Below are 26,718 nucleotides of genomic sequence, written 5' to 3'. Positions count from 1 at the left end.
TCCTGAACCTCTTTTATTGACAATTGCGTCGTTTTTTATGTTTAAAAATCAACTGAATCTGGCACACTACGGGTGATTAAAAATATAAAAAATGCACAGGAAACATTAATGTCTTCATCTGCACACAAATACAGTTTAACCGCTCGCATCTTTATCGGCATGTTTGCCGGTATCTTGATTGGTGTCTTACTTCAATTACTGTTTGATGATAGCGGAGATTTTGCGTTTTCGGTATTCGGTTTCGAGTTCTCAACGTATAACATTCTTGTCGAAGGTATATTTTCTACCTTAGGGCAAATATTTATCGCCAGTTTGAAAATGCTGGTTGTCCCTTTGGTGTTCGTCTCTCTAATATGCGGTACTAGTACACTGTCAGACCCCAGTAAGCTGGGTCGTCTGGGGGTAAAATCTGTCGGTTTGTATATTGTCACAACGGCCATTGCGATAACACTGGCTATGAGTATGGCATTGCTATTCCCTCCAGGTGAAAGTGGAAATCTGAGTACTGACGTCGTTTATCAGGCCAAAGAAGCCCCGAGTTTGTCTGATGTTATTGTGAACATGTTCCCTAGTAACCCCATCAATTCAATGGCACAGGGCAACATGCTTCAAATCATTGTATTTGCTGTGTTATTTGGCATAGCAATGGCTATGACTGGCGATGCAGGAAAGCGTCTTACGGCGGTTTTTGAAGATATCAACACGGTAATTATGCGCTTGGTAACCATTATTATGAACTTGGCGCCATACGGTGTATTTGTGTTAATGGCTAAGTTGTTTGCAACCGTAAGTGCCGAGACCATTTATGATTTAGTTAAATATTTCGGCCTCGTATTTATAGTGTTAATTATTCACGGACTCGCAACCTACTCAATTTTGCTTAAGCTTCTATCCGGCTTAAGCCCAATTATGTTGTTTAGAAAAATGCGTGACGCCGCGCTGTTTGCGTTTAGTACTTCAAGTAGCAGCGCTACCTTACCGGTAACCATGGAAACCGCCAAAAACAAGTTAGGTGTCGGTAACTCTGTATCGTCTTTCACCTTGCCGTTGGGTGCGACTATCAACATGGATGGTACAGCCATAATGCAAGGGGTTGCTACGGTATTTATTGCACAGGTTTATGCTGTCGATCTCACCATGAGTGACTACCTAATGGTTATCCTTACCGCAACGCTTGCGTCTATCGGCACAGCCGGTGTACCAGGTGTAGGGTTGATTATGCTTGCCATGGTACTCCAACAAGTGAACTTGCCAGTGGAAGGCATTGCCTTAATCATTGGTGTAGACCGCTTGCTAGACATGACGCGCACGGCAGTTAACATTACCGGCGATTGTATGGTGTCGTGTATTGTTGCTAAGAGTGAAGGTGATCTTGACGAAAAGGTGTTTAACGACCCGAAAGCAGGGCTTAAAGAAGAAGATGTTGATTTTGAACACTTCGAGAAAAACTCCTAGACATGTACACAGGCAAAAAGGCAGCGTTAACGCTGCCTTTTTTATGCGTGTCTGATTAGGTTATGGCAATCCGCTGAAAGCCTACCCGCTCAAAGTAAGTAAGCTACTATGCGATTTCTAACCGGTTTCTACGCGGTTTCGTATCAATGCAATGCAGAAGATGGGTTTACTTTAGCTGCTTTGTGCGCTGGGTACAGTGTTGCAACCACGCTAAGTATCATCGCCACAACGGCTGTAATAACCACATCTTGCCAATGTAAACTCGACGGCAGAAAGTCAATGAAGTAAATGTCGCCAGACAGCACTTCTACGCCCAAAGCATTTTCAATAGATTTAACAATACTGGACAAATTTGGTGCAACTAATAACGCTGACAATACACCAGCTGTTATACCAATCGCGCCATTAATCAGCCCTTGATATATAAACGCATTGCGGATCAAACCATCTGTCGCTCCCATGGTTTTCAAAATCGCAATTGCAGACTGTTTTTCTCTTACGGCCATTACTAGCGACGACACAATGTTAAAGCAAGCCACAGCAATAACGAGTGTTAGTGCTATATAAACGACAACCTTAACTAATTGGATATCGTTATAAAGGTGTCCTTGTGTTCGTGTCCAGTCAGACATGTACACCGCTTGTGGGAAGCTATAGCCTATATCACGCATTTTTTGGTATGCGATAAAAGGGTCATTAAAAGTAAATCGAATGCCTTGCGCTTCAGCGACAATACCCGCTGCTTCAGACGCAGCTTGAAGATGCATGAGTCCTATTTGATTATCGAGTTCCCCACCAATAGATAACACGCCACTCACCACTAATTTGACACTTTTTGGCGCTTTAAACGTTAAATCTGATGTGGCCTGTGGAATTAGAACCTGCAACGAATCTCCTGGCTTTACGCCCAACGTACTTGCAATCCCCTGCCCCAACAACAAACCAGAGGGTGTGTCGACAAATTGCTGCCAATGCGCCTTAGAAACTTGGTCTTCATAGGGGTTTTCACCTTTAGTGATTGGCACACCCGTTATGCCAATCGCCTTTAACTCGCCCTTGTATTGCAACATGCCAGTGAGTGTTGTGTAAGGCGTCACTTTTGCAATCTGAGGGTCTTGCTGAAAACGATAGAGTTGAGCATCTAAATGTTCAATTCCTCGGCTATCTACACTAAACAATTCGCCGTGAGGTATGACTTTCAAAATTCGGTTAGTAAGCTCTTTTTCAAAGCCATTCATGACACTTAGCAGCACAATAAGTACAAAGCAACCAAGAGCAATACCAACGGTTGATGACATTGAGATAAAGGAAATAAATCGTTGTTGTGCACGCGTTTTTCTAAAGCGGTTGGCCAATTCCAATGTCAGCATTACACTGGCTCCTGAGCGGGTTGGTTACTCACAAGTTGACCATCTTTTATTTTTAATACGCGATCCATTTTACTTGCCAGCGCTATGTCATGTGTTACAACGACAAATGCAGTTTTCTTTTTTTCACTTAATGAGGTAAGTAGCTGATAGATTTGTTCGCCCGTTGAGTCGTCTAGGTTGCCGGTAGGTTCATCGGCCAATACAACAGAAGGTTCGGTAACCAGTGCTCTAGCAATGGCTACACGCTGGCGTTCTCCGCCAGACATTGCCGATGGTAAATGGGCTTGACGGTGGGATAACCCGACTTCGTTTAACAATACTTGTGCTTTCTCTTGCGCTGCTTTAGCAGAAAGCCCGCGGATCCGAAGAGGCATTGCTACATTTTCTAGTGCGCTAAATTCACCAAGTAAGTGATGAAACTGATAAATAAACCCCATTTCATCATTGCGTAATTTAGCCAATGCATTAGGCGACAAGGTATGCAGTTTATGCCCTTTAAACTCTACTTCACCACGGGTGGGCTTATCAAGGCCGCCAAGTATATGCAATAGTGTACTTTTACCCGACCCAGAACTGCCCAGTATGGCTACGTGCTCACCGGCTTTAATAGATAACGATACATCGTGAAGCACTGGTGTAGCAGTACTTCCTTCGTTATAAGTCTTATGTATATTGCGGCAAAGTAGCACATCCTGCATGGGGTAAATCTTCTCGTTCTTTTCAAAAGTAAATGGTATCGCTAAACCCTATCAACACCAATGGAAAAATAAAAGCATGCATAGCATTTTGGTGTGATTGCGCAAAAGACAGACTAAAAATAGGGATAGACGGATTTATATCTGAAAAAGATGTATTTTTGTGAGATGTCTAAAAGGAATTATTTTGAAACGGGAAATTGCCATTTATCTTTAATTTCGGAATGAATGAAACCTAAAAATAAATGGCGGAGCGGACGGGACTCGAACCCGCGACCCCCGGCGTGACAGGCCGGTATTCTAACCAACTGAACTACCGCTCCGCATAATGGGAAGCGCGCTTATTTCGATTAATGGCGGAGCGGACGGGACTCGAACCCGCGACCCCCGGCGTGACAGGCCGGTATTCTAACCAACTGAACTACCGCTCCACATAATCGAGAATGCGCTGTATAACTAAATGGCGGAGCGGACGGGACTCGAACCCGCGACCCCCGGCGTGACAGGCCGGTATTCTAACCAACTGAACTACCGCTCCGCATAATGGGAAGCGCGCTTATTTCGATTAATGGCGGAGCGGACGGGACTCGAACCCGCGACCCCCGGCGTGACAGGCCGGTATTCTAACCAACTGAACTACCGCTCCACATCTTCAATGTTATCAGTCATTTGACTTGGCTGTTGTTGCCCTGTCCCCTGACTGCGGCGCAGATAATACGTATTCCCCCATGTGGAGTCAACGCTTTTTATTAATAAAATTGTCATCTGCGGTTTGTTTGCCTGTAATTTAGACATTGTGACGAAATATAATTCAAAGTGAATAAATTAACGCCACCAAATTCTAAACAATAGTTAGCAGAACCAACCTATTCCTATTTCGCACTCTCTTTTGGCTTTTTCTTAAATATGCCAAAAAGCTTCATCAGTCCTTTAGGTTGGCCTTCCATAGTAAGGTCAGCATCAGTGGTGGGACTTTTCTCATTGTTCACGGGTGCTGCTTTAGCTTTATTACCTTTTTTACGCTTCAGGACAATAACCACAGCAACCACAATGCCCAGTAATAAAATGGAGCCGTTTACTGCCACAAGCAGCAACGTTAACGTAGTTGGATCCATTTCATCTTTTTCTGGCATCTTTTCACTGTCAGCGTTTTGCATGTCAGCAACAAGTGGTTCGCTCCCATCAACGATAGGATCGTTACCATCAATAAGGGGGTCTTCGACTTCGGGTTCTGCTGGGCCTTCAGCTAAGAAGGTGTACTCCGGTACATCTAATATAAAATCCCTTCCATCCGTCGTCGTACCGTAGGCCGTTAACTTTACGCGAAAGATACCTTCTTCATAAGCAACGATAAGATGTTCTCTGGGCTCGCTGCCGCCTTCGGTAAGCGAGAAATTTTGCATATCTGAATTTGGAAAACGTATTTTGCCGTCAACTAACAGCGACTCGATATCAACCAGCTCTCGGTTCACGTCGATAATAATCTTGTGATAACCCGCACCGCCTCCATCAAGCTCAACGTCAATTGAAACTGGGTTTCTGTGCAAGATAACCATTGGGCCTTCTTGCTCTCTGGTGTACATCGGTGTTTTCACCCGAAAAATAGGTTTCCATTCACCAGGAGCCACTTTTAAGTTGAACTGACCTGTAAAAATACCATCCCCCGGGCGCTCATCCATGCCCCGACCATTGTCTTGAAAAGTTGCTATGTTTTGATCGTCAGCGCCAAAATTATCGTAATTGGGATTGTTTGTACTTATAAACTCAATATCTAAATCGACAACATTCCTAAACTGCTTGTTCTCGATAAGCTTGCCGCCGTTAGTTAAATAGGCAGTAGACTTTAATATTTCGCCAGCGAATAAGAGCGTAGGTAATGGATCAGCATGCAATTGCACATCGGATAACACCATCACTTTACTGCCCTTCAACACTTGACCAACAGCTTGCCATGGGCCAGGGACTGGGTTCTTTATTTTGATCATGTCGAAAGTATCGGCGTCGTACCACTCTACTTTCTCTTCATCTACTCGGCTTTGAAACAACTTAGAGCCATCAGGTCGCACTAGTACTACAGGTGCTGAACCATACTCTCTAAAAAACACCATGGTGACTTCTTCTACGTTGTAGTCCACCCTGAAACGATTGCGTAACAGCTCAATAGAGTTAGTGTATTCATCACCTAAATCACTCAACGGTGATAAATTAGTTTGCACTTCTTGTGAGTTTGTATTTTGGTTCTGTGAAGAAGGGCTTTGCGCTGGTGTAGCTTGCACAGCACCGTCGAGCCGTTGGCGCGCCTCATCTTGCTGTGCAGCTTGTGATTGCGCAGCGACGTGTGTGTGCATAAAGGTTAATAAAAAAAGTACACTATAAAACCACACTTTCACGCTTAGCTGCTCCTGCATTCATTTTTTTGAATTGTTGATAGGTAACACTGCCCTACTGGCGAATTTAAGACACGTCTTCAGGCTCGGGACGCCACAAGCATTTGCCCCCTGCATTTTGCACAATGTCTAAACGTGCCTCATGCTGTGTTAATTCATCGGCGCTAGCTTTAATAACCTTTAATTTATTTGCGTTGCGTTGAATACGTCGAATAGCAGTTGAATCTGCATCGCTGCTTCCCGTTGAGGCTAGTTTAAGCTTGGTTTGCCCACCGGTCATTAACAGATATACGTCTGCCAAAATTTCAGCATCGAGCAAAGCGCCGTGCAACGTTCGGTGACTATTATCTATCCCGTAGCGCTTACACAACGCATCTAGATTATTTTTCTGACCAGGGTGCATTTGACGCGCCAATACCAGGGTATCGAGTACGTCGCAGATATTGCTAGTAATAAGCCCTTTCGTGGCAGGCTCCATATTAAACTCATGATCCATAAAGCCAACGTCAAACGGCGCGTTGTGAATAACGAGTTGGGCACCTTTAATGAAGCTCACAAATTCTTGAGCGACTTGAGAAAATGTGGGCTTATCCGCTAGAAATTCATTTGTAATACCGTGAACTTCAATGGCCTCTTGTTCAATATGGCGACCTGGATTGATATAAACATGAAAGTGGTTGCCCGTAAGACGACGGTTCACAACTTCAACACACCCAATCTCGATGATACGGTGGCCTTCTTTTGGCTCAATACCTGTGGTCTCAGTATCTAAAACAATTTGGCGCATGGAACCTCTACTATTATTACGCTTTCATTTTTTGATAGTATATCAACCCCTTTGCAAGACGCTAAGGGAAATGCACCGATTATATCAAGACAGATAAAAAAGTAGCACTGTCTGTAATAGTTATTACAGCAGTAAAAAGGAACCTAATGACGCAAAAAACCTTACACATCTATACCGACGGCTCATGTTTGGGCAACCCTGGTCCTGGCGGGTATGGTGCTGTACTTATCTATAAGCAACACCGCAAAGAGCTAAGTGACGGGTTTGCTCATACCACGAATAACCGTATGGAATTGTTAGCGCCTATTGAAGCACTAAACAGTTTAACTGAGCCGTGTAATGTAGAGATGACCACTGACAGCCAGTACGTTAAAAACGGTATTAATCAATGGATCCACAATTGGCGCAAGAACGGTTGGCGTACTGCAGATAAAAAGCCGGTCAAAAATGCTGACTTGTGGCAGCGCCTTGACGAAGCAGTAAAAAAACACAATGTTAACTGGCATTGGGTGAAAGGCCATTCTGGACATCCAGAAAACGAGCGATGTGATGAACTGGCCCGCAATGCGGCAGAAGCTAAGCCTACCCAAGTAGATGCGGGCTTCACTGGCTAATTAAGTACGGCTTTTAACCTCTACCATGACACCACAATTTTGCCTTGCGTATCGTTGTTCTCTAACCGTACGTGAGGCTTATCAATGTCTTTTATCTCATAATGAGTATCAATGTTTACCTGCAATTCACCGGTACTAAAAGCGTCTAAGCACACACTTGAAAAATCGTGAATTAAATCTGCTTTATACTCATCACTTCGATTGCGCAATGTCGTGCCGACAATGGACGCTCTTTTACCTAATAGCAACGCCATATCAAGATTGTCAGCATAGCGACCTGCCAGCATTGCAAGATACACCACCAAACCGTCTTGCTTGAGTACTTTTAGATTTCGATTGAGGTAGTCGCCCCCAACCATATCAAGCACCATATTGACACCTTGCGGCCATGCTTCTCTTAATACCTCATCAAACGCCTGCGTTTTATAATTTATAAGCTGCTCAGCACCATTTTGACTGCACAATGCAAGTTTATCGCTGCTAGATGCCGTTACTGCGCAATGCACACCCCAGTACTGACATAGTTGCGTGGCCGCTAGACCAACGCCGCTGGCTCCTCCATGAATAAGCGCATATTCGGCCGGTTTAATATGTGCAATGGTTCGCAGACATTGGAACGCAGTTAGAAATACTTCAGCCAAACCTGCGGCTTCATAAAAAGCCATCGCTTTCGGGATACGCATTAAGTGCGCCGGGTTTACAATGACTTCACTGGCGTAGCCTCCTCCAGCGACAAGCCCAAAAACGGCCTCGCCCACGTTGAATTTACTGACGTTATCGCCAACTTCACTGATAACACCAGCAACCTCAAGTCCCAGTATGGCACTTTCTCCAGGTGGCGCAGGATAATGCCCCTGACGCTGTAGCGTGTCGGCGCGATTAATACCAAACGCGCGAACCTCAACTTTCACTTTGTCCAAAGGTGTTGTTAACCCTTTTTGTGATTTAACGGTTAACTTGTCAGGTCCACACCCTTTTTCATAATCAACAAACTGCATTACAATCTCCGTTTCGTTTTCTGTAACACCCTCGACATCTGTGTCTATACTCACACAATACTGTGCGCGTTGACTCATAACAATGCAATGTTAATTGGCATCCACCAACAACCATTTAACGATTTAAGTCTTTTGGGATTTGCGTATAATCGCGCCCTCACAACAGAAACACCATTACACACGAGAAACTACATGTCAGCACACGTCATTTTGCAGCCATCCCGAGACAAATCACTTCGTCGCAAGCATCCATGGGTTTTTGAAAGTGCCGTTGCCGAAGTAAAAGGACGCGCGCGTATGGGCGACACCGTCGACGTATTTGATGCTGAAGGTGATTGGTTAGGACGCGGCGCATTCTCTCCAAACTCTAAAATTCGTGTGCGCATGTGGACATTCAAGAAAGAAGAAAGCATTGATAATGGCTTTTTTCTACGCCGCTTAGAAACGGCATTACAACTGCGCAGACGTCTTTTTGACCCTGCAAAGACGAATGCATTTCGTTGGATAGCGTCTGAAAGTGACGGTCTGCCCGGCATTACTATTGACGTATACGACAATGTAGCGGTTGTACAACTATTAAGTGCTGGTGCTGAAAAACACAGAGACAAAATTGTCTGGGCCATTACGAAACTGATGCCCGACGTTCATGTGTATGAAAGAAGCGATGTTGACGTACGTAAAAAAGAAGGACTTGAGCCAGTCACCGGCGTTCTTCACGGCGAACCACCTATGCAGGTGACGGTGAAAGAAAACGGTATCAATATTGTGGTTGATATAGAGAACGGCCATAAGACAGGCTTTTACCTCGACCAAAGAGACAGCCGTGCTGCCGCCGCGCATTACGCTCAAGATGCGGATGTCTTAAACTGTTTTAGCTATACAGGTACTTTCTCATGTTACGCCCTAGCCGGTGGCGCGAAGTCGGTAACTAACGTTGATGTATCACAGCCCGCACTTGACCTTGCCAAGCACCATGTAGCAATTAACGGATTTGATGAAAACAAAGCCAGTTATGTGAATCAAGATGTATTTAAGGCACTTCGTGAATATCATGACAGCAACACACAATTCGATATGGTGATTTTAGATCCGCCCAAATTCGTTGATAGCAAAGCGTCACTTAATCGTGCTGCGCGAGGGTATAAAGACATCAACCTTTATGGCATCCACGCAGTAAAATCTGGCGGCTTGCTATTAACCTTTAGCTGTTCAGGGCTAATGCCCCAAGATCTTTTCCAAAAAGTGGTCGCAGACGCCGCACTTGATGCTGGGCGCACAATAAAAATTATTGCGCGACTCAATCAAGCATCTGACCACCCAATTATTGGAAGCTACCCTGAAGGATACTACCTTAAAGGCTTGGTTTGCGAAGTCACCGACGATTAGTTGTCCTCACGGTAACGCTTTAGGTAGTGGGCTAGCCACTGTTTTACAGCGTTAGCTTTCTATAGTGTGAACTGAGTGCGAGGTCGAATGGAGGCACGTTTGCTTTGTTGATGCACGTGCCCTCGCTGCTCTAGCTTTTTCCAAACCAACTCGTGAAAATAAAAGGCAATAGTGTTAATTGCCGGCTCAATCAGCGCAACCGCGCCCCCCACTACTGCGCTGCCCGTGAGCAAATACGCCACTGTGAATGCGACACTGAAGTGCAAAATTGCGAATGTTACTGTCTTTTTCATCAAAATAACCCTCTTGTCCACCATGAAGGACCAAATCGTTAATGAGAATTATTATTAAATACGAAAAAAGAAGAAAATGGATTTACTCGAACAGGATGTTCAAGTTTTTAGATTGGCACATAAGACGAGCAACAAAACTCGTCTTGAAGGTGAAACGGCTAGACTGCCGTTTCGGTGCTTATTTCATTTGAGAGATTTCAACGCCGATTACGCAGCTCGATTCAGACTCAGGCTCACAACGTACTACCGTGGCAAGTGCTGCCAAAGACGGTATTTGCGAGCTCGATGACTCAATCGCTACGCTTACTTGGGTACCCACTTCTATAGATGGCTCATCTACTTCAAGCGACATACCTGTTGCGCTGATATCTTTACACATTGCCTGCATGGTGCGGCTCGACTCATCGTCAGTGATCTGCAACTGACAAGGCGAATTTACCATCATCCTGAAAAAATTTCGCTTATCGTCGTATCCCAACATGTCTACTTCTCCCGAAAATTAGCGTAACGCTTACGACTTCATTTGTTGTTATAGGGTGCTGATGATCAGTTGTCAATCAGACTGTTTAATTATTATTCAAATATTCACACAGACCCGGCGTATTTATTAAGTCACTGCCACCAGTGTCGAATTTAACTATAGTCTTTAAATGAAATCATGTCACTTTGCACGCTAGTATTCGTTCAAATAAAGGGTGATGCGTTTTGCGGAAATGGGATAGGCCGTACCAAGCTGCTGAGCAAACAGTGAAACGCGCAATTCCTCAATCATCCACTTCGCGTCTTTAAGGTCTTGTGGCACTTTTCCCTTAGGGTATTTAGCACACACTTTTTCCCATTCTTTTATCGACTTTTCGACGGTTGCCTGATGCATTCTGTCCTTGTTCGGGTCGATTGGCAGTTTTTCAAGGCGACGAGCAAGCCCCTTAATGTAACGGTTCCAATCGTCAAGACGCGCTTCGCCTATCTGTGAAACAAAGCCCGGGAACACCAGGGATGCAAGATGTGCTTTGCAGTCACCAAGTGCATTTATCATTGTTAACGGCACGTTGCCTTTCATTTGTTTCTGACACTGATGCGCAAGTGTTAGACCCTGCTCAACCTGTTTAGCAATTTCTAAAACACGGTTATTTATATCTGCGCGCGCTATTTCTAGGCAAGCCTCAAAATCGGCTTTATTTCGAATATCAGTGTTATTGGACTGACAATAATCGCTTACGATGGCGTCTATACCGGCAAAAATACAATCATCAATAAGCGCCTTAACTTGACCAAAGGGATTGAAATACAGACCCAGTTTCGCTTTATTCGGTAGCTTATTTTGCAGGTAATTGAGTGGAGAAGGCATCGAATTTTTGATAAGTACATTCACGCCTTGCTTGTGCATGGCCTGCGCTTTTTGTGCTTCATCGATAAGTGCGATATCCACTGTATCGCCTTTTTGTACAAGTGCAGGAAATGCCTGTACTTCAAACCCTCCCACTTTTTGCACAAAGGTTTCAGGGAGGCTTTCAAAGTCCCATTGCGAGATATCACTTCTTTCTAGCTCAGGTGTAGCGGCTTTTTCGAAGGTTTGCTTCACCTGCCCTGCACACTGTTGCTTGAGCGCATGTAAATCATCTCCCTTGGCAATATCATCACCGCTGTCACTTACCACGGCAAAGTGCATTTTTAAATGCTTATCAAGCTGCTCAAAGTTCCACTCCTCACCGTCAATCACAACCCCCGTCATTTTGCGTAGCTTATCGCTTATGGCCTCAACAATAGGCACCGGGCGGTTGTTTTTGTCTGTTTCGCTAATATCTGCCAAACACGCTTGTGCAAAGTTGGGCGCTGGTACAAAGTTCCGACGTAGTCGCTTTGGCAAAGTCTTAATCATGCCTACAATTAAATCGTGACGTAAGCCTGGCACTAACCAATCAAATCCTACGTTTTCAACTTGGTTTAACACAGGCAAAGGTATCACTACTGTTACACCATCATCTTCAGCGTTTGGTTCAAAATTGTATCTAAGCGGTAAGGTTATGTTGCCTTGGCGCCATACGTCAGGAAAGGCGTTGGCAACCGACTGTCCAGGCTGCTGACGATATACATCTTCTTCTTTGAATGTAAGCGCGTCGTTGCTGCCATGTTGTTTGAACCACTTTTTAAACGCAGCATCGTTATTAGCTTCTACCGGTATGCGTTTAGCATAAAAGCTCACCAACTCTTCATCATCAACGATAAGATCGCGACGTCTCGTTTTCTGTTCAAACTCATCAGCTTGTTCTAGTAATGCCTGATTTTCTTTTAAGAAGCTGAAGTTTAGCTTGGTGTTACCTTCCACCAATGCTTCACGAATAAAGAGTTCGTGACAAATTGGCGGGTCTATAAGGCTATAGACTTTCGCCCGCTTCATCACAATCGGCAGCCCAAAAAGCGTTACTTTTTCATAAGCGATCACTGCACCACGCTTTTTCGACCAATGTGGCTCAGAATAACTGCGCTGAACCACATGCTCAGCAAGTGGTTCAATCCAGGCAGGGTCAATTTTGGCAACCATGCGGGCAAACAACTTAGATGTTTCAACTAACTCGGCTGCCATTACCCATTTGGGCTGAGATTTGGCCAAGCCAGAGCCGGGAAAAATCATAAACCGCGTGTTGCGTGAGCCCATGTATTCACGTTCTTTATCTTTAAAACCCAAGTGGGATAACAAGCCGCTTGCAATCGCCTGATGAATGGCCTGATAGTCAGCGTCGTGCTTGGTAATGCCCAAGCCTAATTCTGCTATCGACTTCTTGAGCTGACTTACAATATCTTGCCATTCTCGCATTCGTAAATAATTGATGAAATTCTGCTTACACCATTTGCGAAGTTGATTTTGGCTTAGCGCATTTTGCTGTGTTCTAAACGCTGTCCATAGGTTGTATAGGCTTATAAAGTCAGAATCTTTATCGTGATATTCACTGTGCTTTTCATCTGCTTGTTGTCGCTTTTCTTGCGGCCGCTCTCGTGGGTCTTGAATAGATAAACCCGCAGCAATAACCATGACTTCATTCACAGCATTGGTTTTTTCAGCCTCAATCACCATCCGTGCGTAGCGGGGGTCAATGGGTAACTTCGCCACTTGTCGACCGAGCGGTGTCAGCTGCATCTTGCCTTTTCGCTTAACAATGGCCTGAATTTCCTCAAGCAGCCTAAAACCGTCATTAATGTTGCGATTATCTGGTGGCTGAACAAATGGAAATGCTGCTATATCGCCAAGCCCCAACGCCAGCATTTGTAAAATAACAGAAGCTAAGTTGGTACGAAGTATTTCTGGGTCAGTGAACTCTGGGCGCCCCAAATAATCCTCTTCACTGTATAATCGAATGCAAATACCGTCGGAAACTCGCCCGCATCGCCCAGAACGCTGGTTAGCAGAGGCTTGAGAGATTGGCTCGATGGGTAAACGTTGTACTTTGCTGCGCGCACTATAGCGAGAAATACGGGCAAAGCCGGGATCGATAACATATTTGATACCAGGTACGGTAAGCGAGGTTTCGGCCACGTTGGTCGCAAGCACGATACGCCTGCCACTATGCGATTGAAAAATGCGATTCTGTTCAGCGGCTGACAACCTTGCATACAAAGGCACAATCTCTGTATTGCGATAATGTTGCTTGCTTAGCGCATCTTGAGTGTCACGTATTTCACGCTCACCACTTAGGAACACCAGAATGTCACCCGGCGCTTCACGCATAAGTTCATCTACAGCATTCACAATAGCGTCGCTTTGGTCAATATCATCACCCGCATCTTCAGGTGCGTGATAGCGAATTTCTACAGGGTACGTTCTGCCGCTCACTTCAATAATGGGCGCATCATTAAAATGCTTAGAGAAACGCTCAGGATCGATAGTAGCCGAGGTAATGATAAGTTTTAAATCTGGGCGCTTATCGAGCAACTGACGCAGATAGCCCAACAAGAAATCGATGTTCAGACTACGCTCATGGGCTTCATCGATAATTATGGTGTCGTACTGATTTAAAAACCTATCTTGCTGCATTTCAGCAAGCAACATACCGTCAGTCATCAGTTTAACGTAGCTGCGCTCGCTCACCTGATCGCTAAAGCGAATTTTGAAACCGACCTTCTCACCTAAGGGTGTATTCAATTCATCTGCTATACGCGTTGCCACACTACGTGCTGCAAGACGTCGAGGCTGTGTATGGGCAATCATACCGTTAACGCCACGTCCCAACTCTAAACATATCTTGGGGAGCTGCGTCGTTTTACCTGAGCCTGTTTCACCCGCAACAATCACTACCTGATGATTAGCAATAGCGGCCTTTATATCTTCTTTCTTGTCGCTAACGGGTAGAGGTGGATATTCAACATTAGGTAAATTATCTTGACGCCACGTTCGCTTGGCAATTGACGCATCAATGTCTTTTACAAGCTTGTCGTACTGCGCTTGCACGTTGCCTTCATTAGTAGGTATCTTGTCGCCTTTATTATTGCTAGCGCTATTTTTGCTTAGATCTTTGTTTTCTCTATCATTGAGTTTCTGTGAAAGCTGCGTGATACGACGTTTCAGTCGAAACTTATCAGCACTTAAGCATTCGTCGAGTTTGAGGTACAAAGGTTTTATGGCAATGGGTGAAGACAAAATTGCATCCTACAGAATTTCTAAAAACAACAGTCGTTAGGTCCGCTCTCGCACCATTTTATCGGCTCGATTCAAGCTAGCGTCGCCATCACTGAACAGCGTGCGCTAGGCTTCAGATAGTTATTCTGAGCCTTTTGTTTTAAATTTGTCGTTGGACCTGAATGATAATGGGCGATGATCCTAGAAGATACCGCCATAAAAAGCCAGTACAAGGCTGCGAAACACTACGCAGCACCGTACATCAAGCGTTGATACTACGTATTTTCAAGCACTTTGGGTTAATTCGTCGTCTTGCACTTCTTTAAAACGTGGAAACCCAAACCAAATGGCAGCGACACCAAAAACAAAAATGAGCATGGGATACCAGCAGTATGGCGTTATCGCCAATGGCGAAATACCCACAACTGCAGCAGCACTAAGTAATTGCGCTCCATAGGGAACAAGCCCCTGAAAGCTACACGAAAATATATCGAGTAATGACGCTGTACGACGAGGGTCAACGCCATATTTTTCGTTCAAGTCTTTCGCTATTGGACCGGCTGTAACAATAGCGATAGTGTTATTTGCAGTCGTAATATCTAAAAAACTTACAAGGCTTGCGATACTGAATTCTGCCCCTTTTTTCGAGGTTACTTTACGCGTTAAACGCTCAATTAGCCACGTTATACCGCCGTTTGCGTGCATGAGTGCGACAATACCACCAATGGTGATCGCTATCATCGCTAAGTCCTGCATCCACCCCATACCCTTTTGAATACTTTGCATCATTGAAAGCGGTGTAAAACTGCCTTGAACCAACCCCACAACGCATGCGCTGGCTATGCCTACAGCGAGTACACTTATAACGTTAAAGCCGGTAAGTGCGAAGGCGATAATACAAAGGTAAGGAACAATTCGCCAAAAATCGTAGTCTTTACCTTCCACAATTCCCGACGTGTCAACGTCAACCATCAGTAGGAGCGCCATAGTCACAATACAAGCAGGGACCGCGACCATCAGGTTCGCTCGAAACTTGTCTTTAAGCTGTACACCTTGCGTACGTGTTGCCGCAATGGTGGTATCTGAAACGAACGATAGATTATCGCCAAACATGGCGCCACCAACTACAATGCCGAGTGCCATTTCTACCGGAAGCCCAAGGTTTGCCGCAAGGCCTGCACCAATGGGAGATAGCGCCGTTATCGTCCCCATCGACGTGCCCATCGCGAATGATATAAAGCAACAAATAAGGAATAAACCAGGCAAAATTAGCGCCGAAGGTACAAATTGAAGTGCCATATTCACGGTGGCGTCACGCGCACCAATATCAATGGTTACTGCATAAAACGCACCTGCCAATAGAAAAATTAGTACCAGTAAAATAATGTTCTTATCACCACCGCCTTTGCAAAAGGTTTGCACTTTCTGTGCAAAGCTAACCTTTTCTCCTTTAGGATTAAGGCATAGTCCGTAGCCTGCACTGATAAAAAACGCCACAAGAATAGGCATAGCTGTTATGTCATTGGTAGTAATACCGGTTACAACGACAAGGACTACAAACAGCAATATGGGAGTAAGACCTAGTGGGTTTGGCGCTACTGAACTATTTTGATGCACTTAAAACTCTCTGATGAAATTTTGCGTTAACTTAGCTAAAGCAATATTGTGTTGATGCAATAGAAAAATAAGACAGTGAAGAATAAAAGGTTTTGCTTGTATTGCAAAGGGAATTAGCGACGATAAATGGAGTGAGTAGATAGAAAAAGTGAATTTGGGAACATCATCATTGGTATTACCATGCTGACTCAGTTCCCTATCGTAATATTGGCAAAACTGGCTACCTAGCCCGCGCGCTGATAACCATCATTAAGTTGAACATCAATAGCCCGCAATACTTGTGTACGGTTTATACACCCTAACAGTACGCCGTCATCATCCACTACTGGGTACACTCTCGGTTTGTCTTTTAATAGCAACTGCGCTAACTCTATGACCGACATATAAGGCTTTATTGTTATCACTGGTGTTTTCATAATTTCGCCGACGCGGCAAATTTGTTCACGGTAATAACTAGAAGCAATCATTTGCGCTATACAGTCTTGCTCTGATAAAAAACCTACCACCCGCCCTTTAATGTCAAGTACAGGCCCACCACTTTGTCCGCTCGAAAGTAATGCCTCAACCGCCTGCGCCACAGGCATGTCAACATTTAGCTTAACCGGATGGGTATTCATATAATCACTGACTTGCAACGATTCCATTTTCTTTTCTCCAGCCGCGGCGCCTACGGTGACCGATACTGCATTTATTTGGCGTTACGGCACATCAATTATTCTAGACACATGTGAAAGCTTTCCCCCACATACTAAAGACTAGACGTTGAAAGCTCTGCAAGCCAACTTTTTAACATTAAAGTTACAATAAACAAGTGCTTTTTCGTTGACGGTGTCTACTAAGACGGTAAAAGACACCGTCGAACCGGGTTAGTCTTTATATATAGCAACAGTCACCACACCTTCAGTACTAATACTGGCGCGGTACATTCCTTTGGAATTAAATGGCATGGCTATATTACCCAGCTTGTCTATAGCAATTACACCACCGTCACCCTTTGCTTTAACCAACACATCGTTAATAACTGTGTTTGCGGCTTCGTCTAAACTCACGTTTTGGTATTTCATACGAGCGCAAATATCTGCTGCCACATGGTAGCGAATAAAGTATTCGCCATGCCCCGTTGCCGATACTGCACAACTTTCATTGTCTGCGTATGTGCCGGCGCCAATAACAGGCGAGTCGCCAATTCGGCCATAGCGCTTAGCGGTCATGCCACCGGTCGACGTGCCAGAAACCAGGTTACCTTCGCTGTCTAGTACAACCGCGCCCACGGTGCCAAACCGTTCGTTGCCTTGCTGGCTTCCATAACCTGTTGATGCTTGGGCCATACGCGCTTTGGCTTTATCTAATGCTTGCTTGCGAAATTCAGTATCAAATATTTTGTTATCCACCTGCTCTAAGCCGTTTTCAGCAGCGTAAGCTTCTGCGCCCTTGCCCGAAAGCATGACATGGGGAGACTCATTCATAACCAATAATGCCGCCTCAATGGGGCTTTTTATGGTTTTAACGCCTGCAACTGCGCCTGCGTTTTTGGTTCCGCCGTGCATAATAGACGCGTCTAGTTCATGCTCACCGTCAAACGTGTATACCGCTCCAACACCTGCATTAAATAATGGGGAAAGCTCCAATATCTTAATGGTTTCAACAACCGCTTTTTCGCCTTTCACACCTTGCTTAAGTAGTGAATAGCCGTGCTCCACAGCTTCTTTAAGTTTTGCCTTATACGCTGCTTCTTTTTCAGGTGTCATTGAAGACTTCAAAATTGTGCCAGCACCACCGTGAATGGCTATGGCAACATTCGGCGTTGTTGGCTTTTCACCATTTGCGCTCGCTGATAGGCTTGCAAATAGCATCACGAACACAGATGTTAGAAGAATAGAAGCGCGTCTTGAATACGCGGCTATTAGAATAATTGCATCGCGGATTGTTGAGGTGAAAATAGTTAGTGGCAAAGCGCTCTCCTTGGTCATTTGTTATTCTTCTGTTGTACGGGTGAAGCATTTATCAAGCAACCATACTAGATGGAAATCTACGGATTTTCTATGTGTTGTTGATTAAGGTGCAATCTACCTAGCGCGTACTTTTTAACGACACGACTATGCCACGTCCATTATTTTTAAAAACAAAGATAAATCCGCTTCTACCGCAGGTACTTGCTCAAGCGCGTCATGCCATCGCTCAGCCTTAGCGAGTGCCCAAAGCGACTCAAAGTCGCTTTGCAATTGCACCGCGCCAATGTCAGCAGACATGCCTTTTAACTTCAACGTAAGTAATTTCACTTGTTCAGCGTCTTTATGCGCTATGGCTTTTTCTAGCAGCTTCACTTTATCAGGCGCACTGTTAGCAAACATATTACAAACACGAGAGAACAGTGCTTTATCGCCTTTTATTCTTGCTATCGCATTATCTTTATCCCAATAGCGACTCTTAGGTACTGCACTGGACAATCCCTGCACTTCTTCATTGATATTATTAATTAGATTGTCGACCAACGGCGAAACGTTATCGGTATGATAACCCGATCTTTTCATCCGCTCAGCTAACCAGCGCTTCACCTTAGGAATAAGTACTTCAGCCATCACTGGCTTTGTCGTGAAATCATCCATGCCCACTTCAAGACACTTTTCTCGCTCACCTAACATCGCGCTCGCCGTCATGGCTATAATGGGGACGTCAATAAATGTTTTTCCAGCTTCACCATCTCTAATAGCGCGAGTCGCTTCATAGCCATCCATATTAGGCATTTGACAATCCATCAAAATGGCATGGATCTGTTGTTGCTTTTCTTCACATTGCTGTAAAAACGAAATGACCTCTTCACCATCGTTACAGGTAAAGACATTTATTGGTAACCCCTCTAAAACCCCTTTTGCAACTTCACGATTTATCAGATTATCATCGACAATAATAACGTTCGCATTATCAACAGTTTGGGGGTCTTTTGAAGCGGAATAATCAGTGCCGTGTAAGGTTTTTACATTAGAGTGTTGTCCTAAATCATCCAGGTGAATATCTGAACTTATGGGCGCCAATGTTGCGCCGTGGTGCGTTTTAGAAAGCGATGTGAGCGTTGTACTGAATAAAGGCTTGTGCAAATATTGCGGCACGACTTCTGTATACTTATGCTGAGCCGCGTCAATGCGTTGAAGTATATATACCTCAGGCATGCTGTCCTTTTGACTGTTTAGTGCAGCCTGCTTCCATATTTCGTCTAGTGAATACAATAAAGCACTTGATTCGTCTACCAATATGGCGTCATAGCACGTCAATGTTATGTCCATTCCCAATTTATCATCAATAATGTCCACCATTGCGCCGGCATCAAGCAACAGTGAATAAAGGTTTTCTTCCAGTGGTTTGTATGGCGCACTTACGGCCCACTTTTTATGCGGGCATTCACTATTTGTTTTATATTTAACATTGTTGTGAGCGTCTTGATTTACGTGTGAAATGGGATAAGTAACAAAAAACGAAAACGCACTTCCAGCATCTTGCGTTGACCTAAAGGAAATATCGCCCCCCATCAATTGAGATAATTGTTTACAAATAGAAAGCCCTAGCCCAGTTCCACCGTATTTCACGGCGACGTGAGAATCAGCTTGAGTAAACGGCGTGAAGAGTTTCGACTGATTCTCCTTTGCTATCCCCATTCCAGTATCAATAACGCTAAAGTGAAGCTCTTGTTCTTCCCCCTGCCCGCTACAGATTGCCGCACTCAACAGGATATGACCGCTTTCTGTAAATTTTATCGCGTTGTTTAACAGGTTGTTGAGAATTTGACTTATTCGATGAGGATCAGAGTAAACTGTAACGTCTGATAATGCGGTTGTGTCGACGAGTAAATGCAGCCCTTTGTCTGCGGCTTTCACTACAAACACTCTTGCCAATGACTCTATAAGCGATATCGGATTGAAATTCTGGTTATTAATATCCAATTTACCCGCTTCAATTTTTGACAAATCGAGTACGTCATTGATAAGTGTACTTAAACTATTGCAGCTTACTTCCATCATCGACAACAACTGCATCGACTTCTCGTTAAGCGAATGACGTTTTAGTAACGACAGTGATCCAACAATTCCGTTAAGTGGCGTACGCATCTCGTGACTGATATTAGAGATAAATGCACTTTTTATTTCACTGGCCTTCTTGGCCTCTTTAGTTGCCGTAACTAGGTCAATCGTTCGGCGCTGCACTTTCTCTTCAAGCTCCAAATTAATTTTCTCTACCGCGGCTTTGGCGTGGCGTTCGTCAGTAACATCTCTTATCACTACCGCTACACCTGTTAAATTATCCTCATCATTGAGAATTTTCGACGCGGTAATTTGCAGGTATTTTTCATCACATGAATTATCAGAGAAATGTGCTGAAAAGGTAGTTTGTGTCTCAGCTTCGGCAAACGCCATTTCCAAGCCCAACGACGCAAGGGGTTTACATGAAGAATAATGATGACCTATTACTAACTGGCTTGGTACACAAAACATTGTTTCGGCTGCCATATTCCAGCTCTTTACCTTGCCTTTGCTGTCAACGCTAAAAATGGCATCCTTTGAACTAGCGACAATAGCGGCTGACTCTCGTCTGAGCTTAGCTAGCGCTAGACTGCTTTTACTACTTCGGTAGACAAACCATAAGATACATGCCAGAACCGATAGAATTATCAGGACAAAACTATAAACAGCTATGCGCTTGTCACTGATTATGCCATTAACGCTATGTTGATACGTTAACACATGCAAATTAAGCGGCTTGAGTGAACTTGTAGGCGATAAGTTAAAGGATTGCGTTACCGCATAAAACGCTTCATCAGAATTTCGCAGCGGCTGAATAGTAGCGAAACCAGGAGATAAAGGAGAACGGTATTCACTCGACCACTGCACTTCCTTGTTAAGGTCTTTTGAAAACACTTTATTGGAGTCTGGATGCACAATGAAAAAGCCATCGGCATCAGTAACGATGAGTTGTTGAGCACCGAAGAGCGTGTCTTGCATTTTAGTTAGAAGGATCTGCGCGTTAATATTTGCGATTATGAAGCCAAAACGCTCGCCATTTTCGCTGAATAAGGGCAGTGACAAACGCAACACACTCTTATAAGGAAACTCTATTTTTCCGTATTCTCGATTTAGATTAATGTTGGAAATATAAAATTCATTTCTATTTTTGCTAACACTTTCAACATAGTAATCGCGATTACCTTTTTCTTGTAACTCAGATTGGGCAACAATTTCTATACTTTTGCCAACTTGCTCGACCCGAATAAATTCGCTTCCCTTTTCATTGGCAAGTATGATTCGCAGTTGGTCAATTTCCCTATTATTCTCCATAAACACTGCAAACATGCTTTCAACTTGGCGCTTCCATTGCACCGTTGACATTCCCTCTTGAGTATCTGCATTGTCATTCAAACTTGCGTCAACAACCCCTTGCACAGCAGGTGAACTATGCAAAAACCGCACTGTATCCATATAGGTTCGTAAATTCGCATCCACTACGCTCACAACTTCCTGAGCGCTTTCTGTTAGTGCTTCAAACGTCTGTTGTTCGGCAGTTTGACGAATGCGGTTTTCAAAAAAGGCAACTGCAACAACGATGAGGACAATTGAAAGTGCCAAAGCCCACAGCAAAGTACGCTTTGTTTTTAGCAATGATAAGTGATGGAGGTTTGCGGACAAAAGAAGACTATCCAAATTAGCTCTGACTACATAAAAACTAGTCAGTAAACGCCATTTACGCAAGTAAGTGAACGACACATAAGTAGCGTGAACTGCCTGCACGCCTCCCTACAAAGCCTAAATATTGGGCAGCATTTGGTATTCAAAATTACGCAGTGTAAACTGCCTTCAAAATACATATAAAATTCACTTTGGTGATTATGCACACACCTACTTTTCTTTGGCACGATTTTGAAACTTTTGGCACCAGTGCACAAAAAGATCTGCCCTGCCAATTTGCCGCGGTAAGAACAGACCTCTCTCTCAATATCATTGGTAAGCCAATTAACATAATGAGCGCAATCGCCAACGACTATTTGCCACACCCAGAGGCGTGTTTGGTCACTGGCATTACGCCGCAGCAAACGCTGCGCGACGGATCAAACGAAGCCGATTTCGCTGCTCGCATCTTTCAAGAGATGTCGACACCGAATACCTGTAGCGTTGGGTTTAATAGTATACGCTTTGATGATGAAGTGTCGCGCTTCCTGTTTTACCGAAACTTTTACGACCCTTATTCGAGAGAGTGGCGAAACGGCAACAGTCGCTGGGACATTATTGACCTTGCAAGGGCTTGCTATGCACTGCGCCCCGAGGGCATCAATTGGCCTACACGAGACGATGGTGCACCGAGCTTTAAGTTAGAAGCGCTTACCGCAGCAAATGATATCGGACATCAAAATGCCCACGATGCATTAAGTGACGTGTATGCAACGATTGCGCTGGCAAAACTGATTAAAAATAAACAGCCAAGACTTTTCGATTACGCATTCTCACTTAGAAGTAAGCACACCGTAATGCAGCAAATCGATTTATCGAAACCGTCGGTATTACTTCACATATCTTCGAAGTTACCTGCCAAACAAGGTTGTTGTACATGGGTAATGCCAGTGGCTAAACATCCCACCAACAACAATGCGTTTATTACCGTGGATTTGGCTCACGATGTGGAGTCACTTATCTCTGATTCAGCCGAGGAGATAAGAAATGCACTGTATGCTTCAGCGGATGAGTATGACTCACCGTTAGAGCGACCAGGCTTAAAACTGATTCATGCAAACCGCTCACCTTTTATTACAACAGCCAAGGCGATGACGGAAGAAAATGCAGCGCGTTTGGGGCTAGACAGAGAAAAGTGTTTGGATAACTACCGTAAACTTGCGGCGCATCCAGAGTTAGCAGAAAAGCTCGCTCAGGTTTTCACCATTGACGAGCGTGCAGACGAACACGATATCGACCATGCCTTGTATAGTGGAGGGTTTTTAAATGACGAGGATAAGCGTTGGTGCGAGCAAGTTGTATCATCTTCACCGGAAAATCTAGCGACGTTAGCAGAAAAAACACAGCACGAAGGACTCAAAAAGCTACTATTTAGGTATCGTGCTCGCAATTACCCAAACACGCTTACTGCTGATGAAGTAACGCGATGGCAGCATCACCGACAAGCGCGCCTTACCGATCCTAACTCTCATGGTTCGATAACAATCGAGCAATACATGATGCGATTAGAGCAACTGGCACATGAACATCACGATAACCCAGAAAAACAGGCAATATTAAGAGCACTCTTTCAATACGCGGAAAACCTTTGACGGATGTGTGGGATGAGCATAAATTAAAGGATACTAAGTATTTTTTTAATGCCGCCGATAACAAAATTACAAGTGCGCAAGGAAAATAGAAGTGATGAATGGCGTAGTTATTAGTTTCGATGAATCAAGAACCTATATTGAGTTAACACTAAAGCCTGCTGAGTTCGCCTCAGAGGTAAGCATGAGTGACATAATCGATGAATTATCATCAGGAGAAACTAAACGCCTTTACATCTCAGAGAAATCACTTAAATCAGCCTGCGATACCGCAAATCATTACTTTAAAACCGGTGATGATACCGAAGTAAACGAACGCATTGGTGAGCGCAAAAACGCAGAGGTTGAATTTCGAATCCCAGAAGATGCCATGCAAGCGAACCTTGTACTTACCACGCCCTACGGCGGCAAAATGCCTTCACTTAATGCCATCAAATTACTAGCACAGAAAAACAAAATTGTTCGGGGCTTGGGGATTAAGGCAATCGCATCGGTGCTCGAAGAAGCAAAACACGTCGAGCCCGGAACCGTTATTGAAAAAACCGTTGCCAAAGGTCTACCGGCGCGAAACGGCAAGAATTCGAAGTTCATTCCCCTTGTACCTAATGCGTTAGAGCGCGTTTTAAAACCGCAAACCGGCAAGGGCGAACGCGTTGATATGCGCAACTTGGGTGAAGTAATTTGCGTCAAAGTTAATACACCCGTGCTACGCAGAACACAGCCAACACAAGGCCGGACAGGCTTTGACATTAAAGGCAACAAGATTGAAGCAGTGGCTGGTGAGTGGGTAGAGTTTAAAATGGGCGGCGGTACTGTAGTGTCAGATCATGACGCCAACCTGCTAATGTCGTCTATTTCAGGGATGCCAAAGTATCGCGACCAAACCATGCAGGTTGACGACACCTTTATTTGTACCGGTGTCAATGTCGGCTCTGGTCATGTGAACTACGAAGGTGCTGTATTAGTTAACGGCGATGTTACTGAGAAGATGGAAATTAAAGCCGCTGGCGATGTCACGATTAACGGCTTTGTTGAGTCAGCATACATTGAGTCTGGTGGCGATATTATCGTTACCGAAGGTGCAATGGGTAAAGTGAATGATGGCGACAGCGAATTTCATTGTAAGCTCGTGGCAGCAGGTAGCGTGCATGTTCAGCACGGCCAAGGCATTGAGGTGCAGTGCGGCGGCAACATTACCATAGGCAGGCAATTAGCATATAGCAAACTACGCTGTGGTGGCTCAGTAACCGTAGGTCAGATTGACAACCCAATGGGTAATCTTTTTGCCTGCGACATTGTCAGTCAAAATAAAATTGAGGCGGGAACATTAGGTGCGGTATCTGGGAGTACCCTTAAAATCGACTTTAGTCCGGGTTTTAATCTGTTGCTGGAACGAAAGGAATCGTTAGACGAACTTTTAAAGCAAATTCGCGAGAACAACTTAAAGCACAAAGAAAAAATAGAGTTACTACAAAGTAAGAAAGTGCCAAAAGAGTTGCAACGCAAAGTCACTGAAGCTCTAGAACTGTTTAACAACGAAAGTGCGTTATTAGAGTGGATTGAAAATAAGGCCAATGATGTTAAACAGGCCAAAGAGCAATACCAGCAAGATATCAAACTGGTTGCTAATAAACGTTTATATCCTGGTGTTTCAGTTAAGCTAAATAACCGAAATTGGCGTTCAGAAAGAGAGTACGACCGGGCTCAAATTCGCTATGACGCGCATCAATGGCACTACGAGCCTATCGTTTAATCAGCCACAGAGACATTACCATATCCAAGGCGCTTAGATTGATATAGCGCCTTTATTGTACGTTCAAACCACTCGTTGAACTCTTCATCTTCATGAAGTTGTGTCATGCCTACAGCAATCTTAAACGTGTCGTTAAGTAGTTGATGACCTAACATACAATTTAAAAGCCTGTCGGCGAGTTTTTTTGCATGCTCCACTGACGTTTGTGGACACAGCACAATAAACTGCTCATCACTAAAGCGCGATACTACATCGACTTCGCGTACTGTACTTAAGCAACTCGCTGCAACAACTTTAAGCGCATCTTCTTTGGTGTTCGTATCGAAGTTAAACTGCTCATCGTTAATACTCGTTAGCTCAACAACGATAAGTGACGCCGTCGTGTGAAAGCGTTGAAAACGCGAGATCTCTTCTTCAGCCCGCTGAATCATATGATTTCGGTTATACAAGCCTGTGACATTGTCGTGTGAAGACAAAAACGCGAGTGTTCTGTTCTTCTCTAGCAATGCCGCCTGCAAGGTGCCTATTTCTTCATTTTTCTGTTGAATGATGCGTGTAAAGTGCCCCCGGTAACGCTTTCTCGCTATGATAAGAAGCAACACCATAAGTACTACAGCGACTGACAAGAACAGTTTAAGGTAATCGCGACTGTAGCGAACTTGTACGTTATTCCATTGCTTATATATTTCTACTTTGCGATTCTCAGGAATACGTTCAATGGCGTAGTTAATCTTATCTACCAAGTAACCATAAGATTTGTTAACACCAAATGCTAACGAATCGAACGGCTCTGCGTAGCCTACAATGATTAAATCTTTAAGCTTGAGATTGTTGATGTGCATATTCACACTCATCAAGGACCCCACCATAACGTCAAATTCGCCATTCGCTAATTGTTTCAAGCCTTCTTGCTCAGATGCAATAAGCTTTAGCCGCAAACTCGGATAGTGGCGAGAAATATATTCAACTTGGCGATAGCCTTGTACAACGCCTACTGAACGGTTGCCCACGCCGCCATACCCTTGCAGCATAGGTGTACCTGACTTCGCAACCAGTACATTTGGCGCCTCAAAGTATGGCAAGCTAAAATCCAGAAACTGCCTTCGATAATCAGACGTGTTTAACATCGGAATAACGCGGCACTTCCCTTGTTGAACGTATTCAAGGCTTTGTTGCCACGTTTGTGTTGGCACTAGGGTAAATTTAAGATCGGAAAGTTCAGAAACAATATCTAGGTACTGCGCAGAGATACCGATATGAGAACCATTACGGATAGCTTCATAGGGTGCCCAATTTGGATCAATACAGTATGTAACCTCTTCAGGCGCTGAATTATCGTTGCTGTTCGTGTTTTGCAGATATGCGAAGCTTGGAGTAGCTACAACTAACGCTACCCAAAAAAACGCTTGAAAAAAATAACACTTAAACACCCTGCTCAACAGTACCTCTAC

General features: G+C 44.3%; 18 protein-coding genes and 4 tRNA genes. 5 read left to right on the top strand and 17 right to left on the bottom strand.

Features of this window, described 5'->3' with window-relative positions:
- Positions 1-108: 108 nt before the first annotated feature.
- Positions 109-1,455 carry a dicarboxylate/amino acid:cation symporter gene (locus JN178_RS08425; protein ID WP_202265241.1) on the top strand — a complete coding sequence of 449 codons (1,347 nt, stop codon included), beginning with the start codon at positions 109-111 and terminating at the stop codon, positions 1,453-1,455.
- A 143-nt stretch (positions 1,456-1,598) separates the two neighbouring features.
- Here the strand turns inward: JN178_RS08425 and JN178_RS08420 are convergent, their stop codons facing one another.
- The 8 genes from JN178_RS08420 to dnaQ all read right to left on the bottom strand — a co-directional run bounded on the left by JN178_RS08420 (position 1,599) and on the right by dnaQ (position 6,694).
- On the bottom strand, positions 1,599-2,825 hold the full coding sequence (locus JN178_RS08420) for a lipoprotein-releasing ABC transporter permease subunit (RefSeq protein WP_202265239.1): 1,227 nt from the start codon (positions 2,823-2,825) through the stop codon (positions 1,599-1,601).
- A complete protein-coding gene (gene lolD, locus JN178_RS08415) occupies positions 2,825-3,523 on the bottom strand; it encodes a lipoprotein-releasing ABC transporter ATP-binding protein LolD (RefSeq protein ID WP_202265237.1) in 699 nt (232 codons plus the stop codon). Before lolD ends, JN178_RS08420 begins: the two co-directional genes overlap by 1 nt.
- A 243-nt stretch (positions 3,524-3,766) precedes the next feature.
- Positions 3,767-3,843 (bottom strand) — tRNA-Asp (locus JN178_RS08410).
- A 31-nt stretch (positions 3,844-3,874) separates the two neighbouring features.
- Positions 3,875-3,951: transfer RNA gene (locus JN178_RS08405), tRNA-Asp, on the bottom strand.
- 30 nt (positions 3,952-3,981) lie between these two features.
- Positions 3,982-4,058, bottom strand: a tRNA-Asp gene (locus tag JN178_RS08400).
- Between the two features lie 31 nt (positions 4,059-4,089).
- A tRNA-Asp gene (locus tag JN178_RS08395) sits at positions 4,090-4,166 on the bottom strand.
- Between the two features lie 226 nt (positions 4,167-4,392).
- Complete coding sequence (locus JN178_RS08390) at positions 4,393-5,868, bottom strand: TIGR03503 family protein (protein WP_232369729.1); 1,476 nt, start codon at positions 5,866-5,868, stop codon at positions 4,393-4,395.
- Between the two features lie 106 nt (positions 5,869-5,974).
- The gene (gene dnaQ / locus JN178_RS08385) at positions 5,975-6,694 is read right to left on the bottom strand and encodes a DNA polymerase III subunit epsilon (protein ID WP_202265233.1); all 720 of its coding nucleotides are present in this window, start codon (positions 6,692-6,694) and stop codon (positions 5,975-5,977) included.
- A 146-nt stretch (positions 6,695-6,840) separates the two neighbouring features.
- Between dnaQ and rnhA the strand changes: the two genes are divergently transcribed.
- Positions 6,841-7,308 (top strand): ribonuclease HI, encoded by a 468-nt coding sequence (gene rnhA, locus JN178_RS08380; RefSeq protein ID WP_202265231.1) that lies wholly within the window; start codon positions 6,841-6,843, stop codon positions 7,306-7,308.
- 20 nt (positions 7,309-7,328) lie between these two features.
- Here rnhA and JN178_RS08375 read toward each other — a convergent pair whose 3' ends face one another.
- Positions 7,329-8,306 carry an NAD(P)H-quinone oxidoreductase gene (locus tag JN178_RS08375; RefSeq protein WP_202265999.1) on the bottom strand — a complete coding sequence of 326 codons (978 nt, stop codon included), beginning with the start codon at positions 8,304-8,306 and terminating at the stop codon, positions 7,329-7,331.
- Between the two features lie 192 nt (positions 8,307-8,498).
- On the opposite strand from JN178_RS08375, the gene JN178_RS08370 reads away from it, so the two are divergent.
- Entirely contained in the window at positions 8,499-9,692 is a 1,194-nt protein-coding gene (locus JN178_RS08370) for a class I SAM-dependent rRNA methyltransferase (RefSeq protein WP_202265229.1), read from the top strand.
- Between the two features lie 59 nt (positions 9,693-9,751).
- Here the strand turns inward: JN178_RS08370 and JN178_RS08365 are convergent, their stop codons facing one another.
- The 7 genes from JN178_RS08365 to JN178_RS08335 form a co-directional block, all read right to left on the bottom strand.
- A complete protein-coding gene (locus JN178_RS08365; RefSeq protein ID WP_202265227.1) occupies positions 9,752-9,985 on the bottom strand; it encodes a DUF2061 domain-containing protein in 234 nt (77 codons plus the stop codon).
- A gap of 178 nt (positions 9,986-10,163) precedes the next feature.
- Positions 10,164-10,466: a PilZ domain-containing protein gene (locus JN178_RS08360; protein ID WP_159625017.1), complete on the bottom strand. Its 303-nt coding sequence runs from the start codon at positions 10,464-10,466 to the stop codon at positions 10,164-10,166.
- 192 nt (positions 10,467-10,658) lie between these two features.
- Positions 10,659-14,618 carry an ATP-dependent RNA helicase HrpA gene (gene hrpA / locus JN178_RS08355; RefSeq protein WP_202265225.1) on the bottom strand — a complete coding sequence of 1,320 codons (3,960 nt, stop codon included), beginning with the start codon at positions 14,616-14,618 and terminating at the stop codon, positions 10,659-10,661.
- Positions 14,619-14,882: 264 nt separating this feature from the next.
- On the bottom strand, positions 14,883-16,214 hold the full coding sequence (locus JN178_RS08350; RefSeq protein ID WP_202265223.1) for a Na+/H+ antiporter NhaC family protein: 1,332 nt from the start codon (positions 16,212-16,214) through the stop codon (positions 14,883-14,885).
- A 224-nt stretch (positions 16,215-16,438) separates the two neighbouring features.
- Positions 16,439-16,858 (bottom strand): CBS domain-containing protein, encoded by a 420-nt coding sequence (locus JN178_RS08345; RefSeq protein ID WP_159625033.1) that lies wholly within the window; start codon positions 16,856-16,858, stop codon positions 16,439-16,441.
- Between the two features lie 222 nt (positions 16,859-17,080).
- A complete protein-coding gene (locus JN178_RS08340; RefSeq protein WP_202265997.1) occupies positions 17,081-18,067 on the bottom strand; it encodes an isoaspartyl peptidase/L-asparaginase family protein in 987 nt (328 codons plus the stop codon).
- A gap of 243 nt (positions 18,068-18,310) precedes the next feature.
- Positions 18,311-21,988 carry an ATP-binding protein gene (locus tag JN178_RS08335; RefSeq protein WP_232369728.1) on the bottom strand — a complete coding sequence of 1,226 codons (3,678 nt, stop codon included), beginning with the start codon at positions 21,986-21,988 and terminating at the stop codon, positions 18,311-18,313.
- Between the two features lie 98 nt (positions 21,989-22,086).
- On the opposite strand from JN178_RS08335, the gene sbcB reads away from it, so the two are divergent.
- Both sbcB and JN178_RS08325 read left to right on the top strand, forming a co-directional pair.
- A complete protein-coding gene (sbcB, locus tag JN178_RS08330; protein WP_202265221.1) occupies positions 22,087-23,517 on the top strand; it encodes an exodeoxyribonuclease I in 1,431 nt (476 codons plus the stop codon).
- 94 nt (positions 23,518-23,611) lie between these two features.
- Entirely contained in the window at positions 23,612-25,267 is a 1,656-nt protein-coding gene (locus JN178_RS08325; RefSeq protein ID WP_202265993.1) for a DUF342 domain-containing protein, read from the top strand.
- Here JN178_RS08325 and JN178_RS08320 read toward each other — a convergent pair.
- The gene (locus JN178_RS08320; RefSeq protein ID WP_232369727.1) at positions 25,264-26,697 is read right to left on the bottom strand and encodes a diguanylate cyclase; all 1,434 of its coding nucleotides are present in this window, start codon (positions 26,695-26,697) and stop codon (positions 25,264-25,266) included. The genes JN178_RS08325 and JN178_RS08320 overlap by 4 nt on opposite strands.
- Positions 26,698-26,718: the final 21 nt, after the last annotated feature.

It is taken from the genome of Alteromonas sp. KC3 (assembly GCF_016756315.1).
GTDB lineage: Bacteria > Pseudomonadota > Gammaproteobacteria > Enterobacterales > Alteromonadaceae > Alteromonas.
This window is presented reverse-complemented; position numbering and strand designations above follow the sequence as displayed.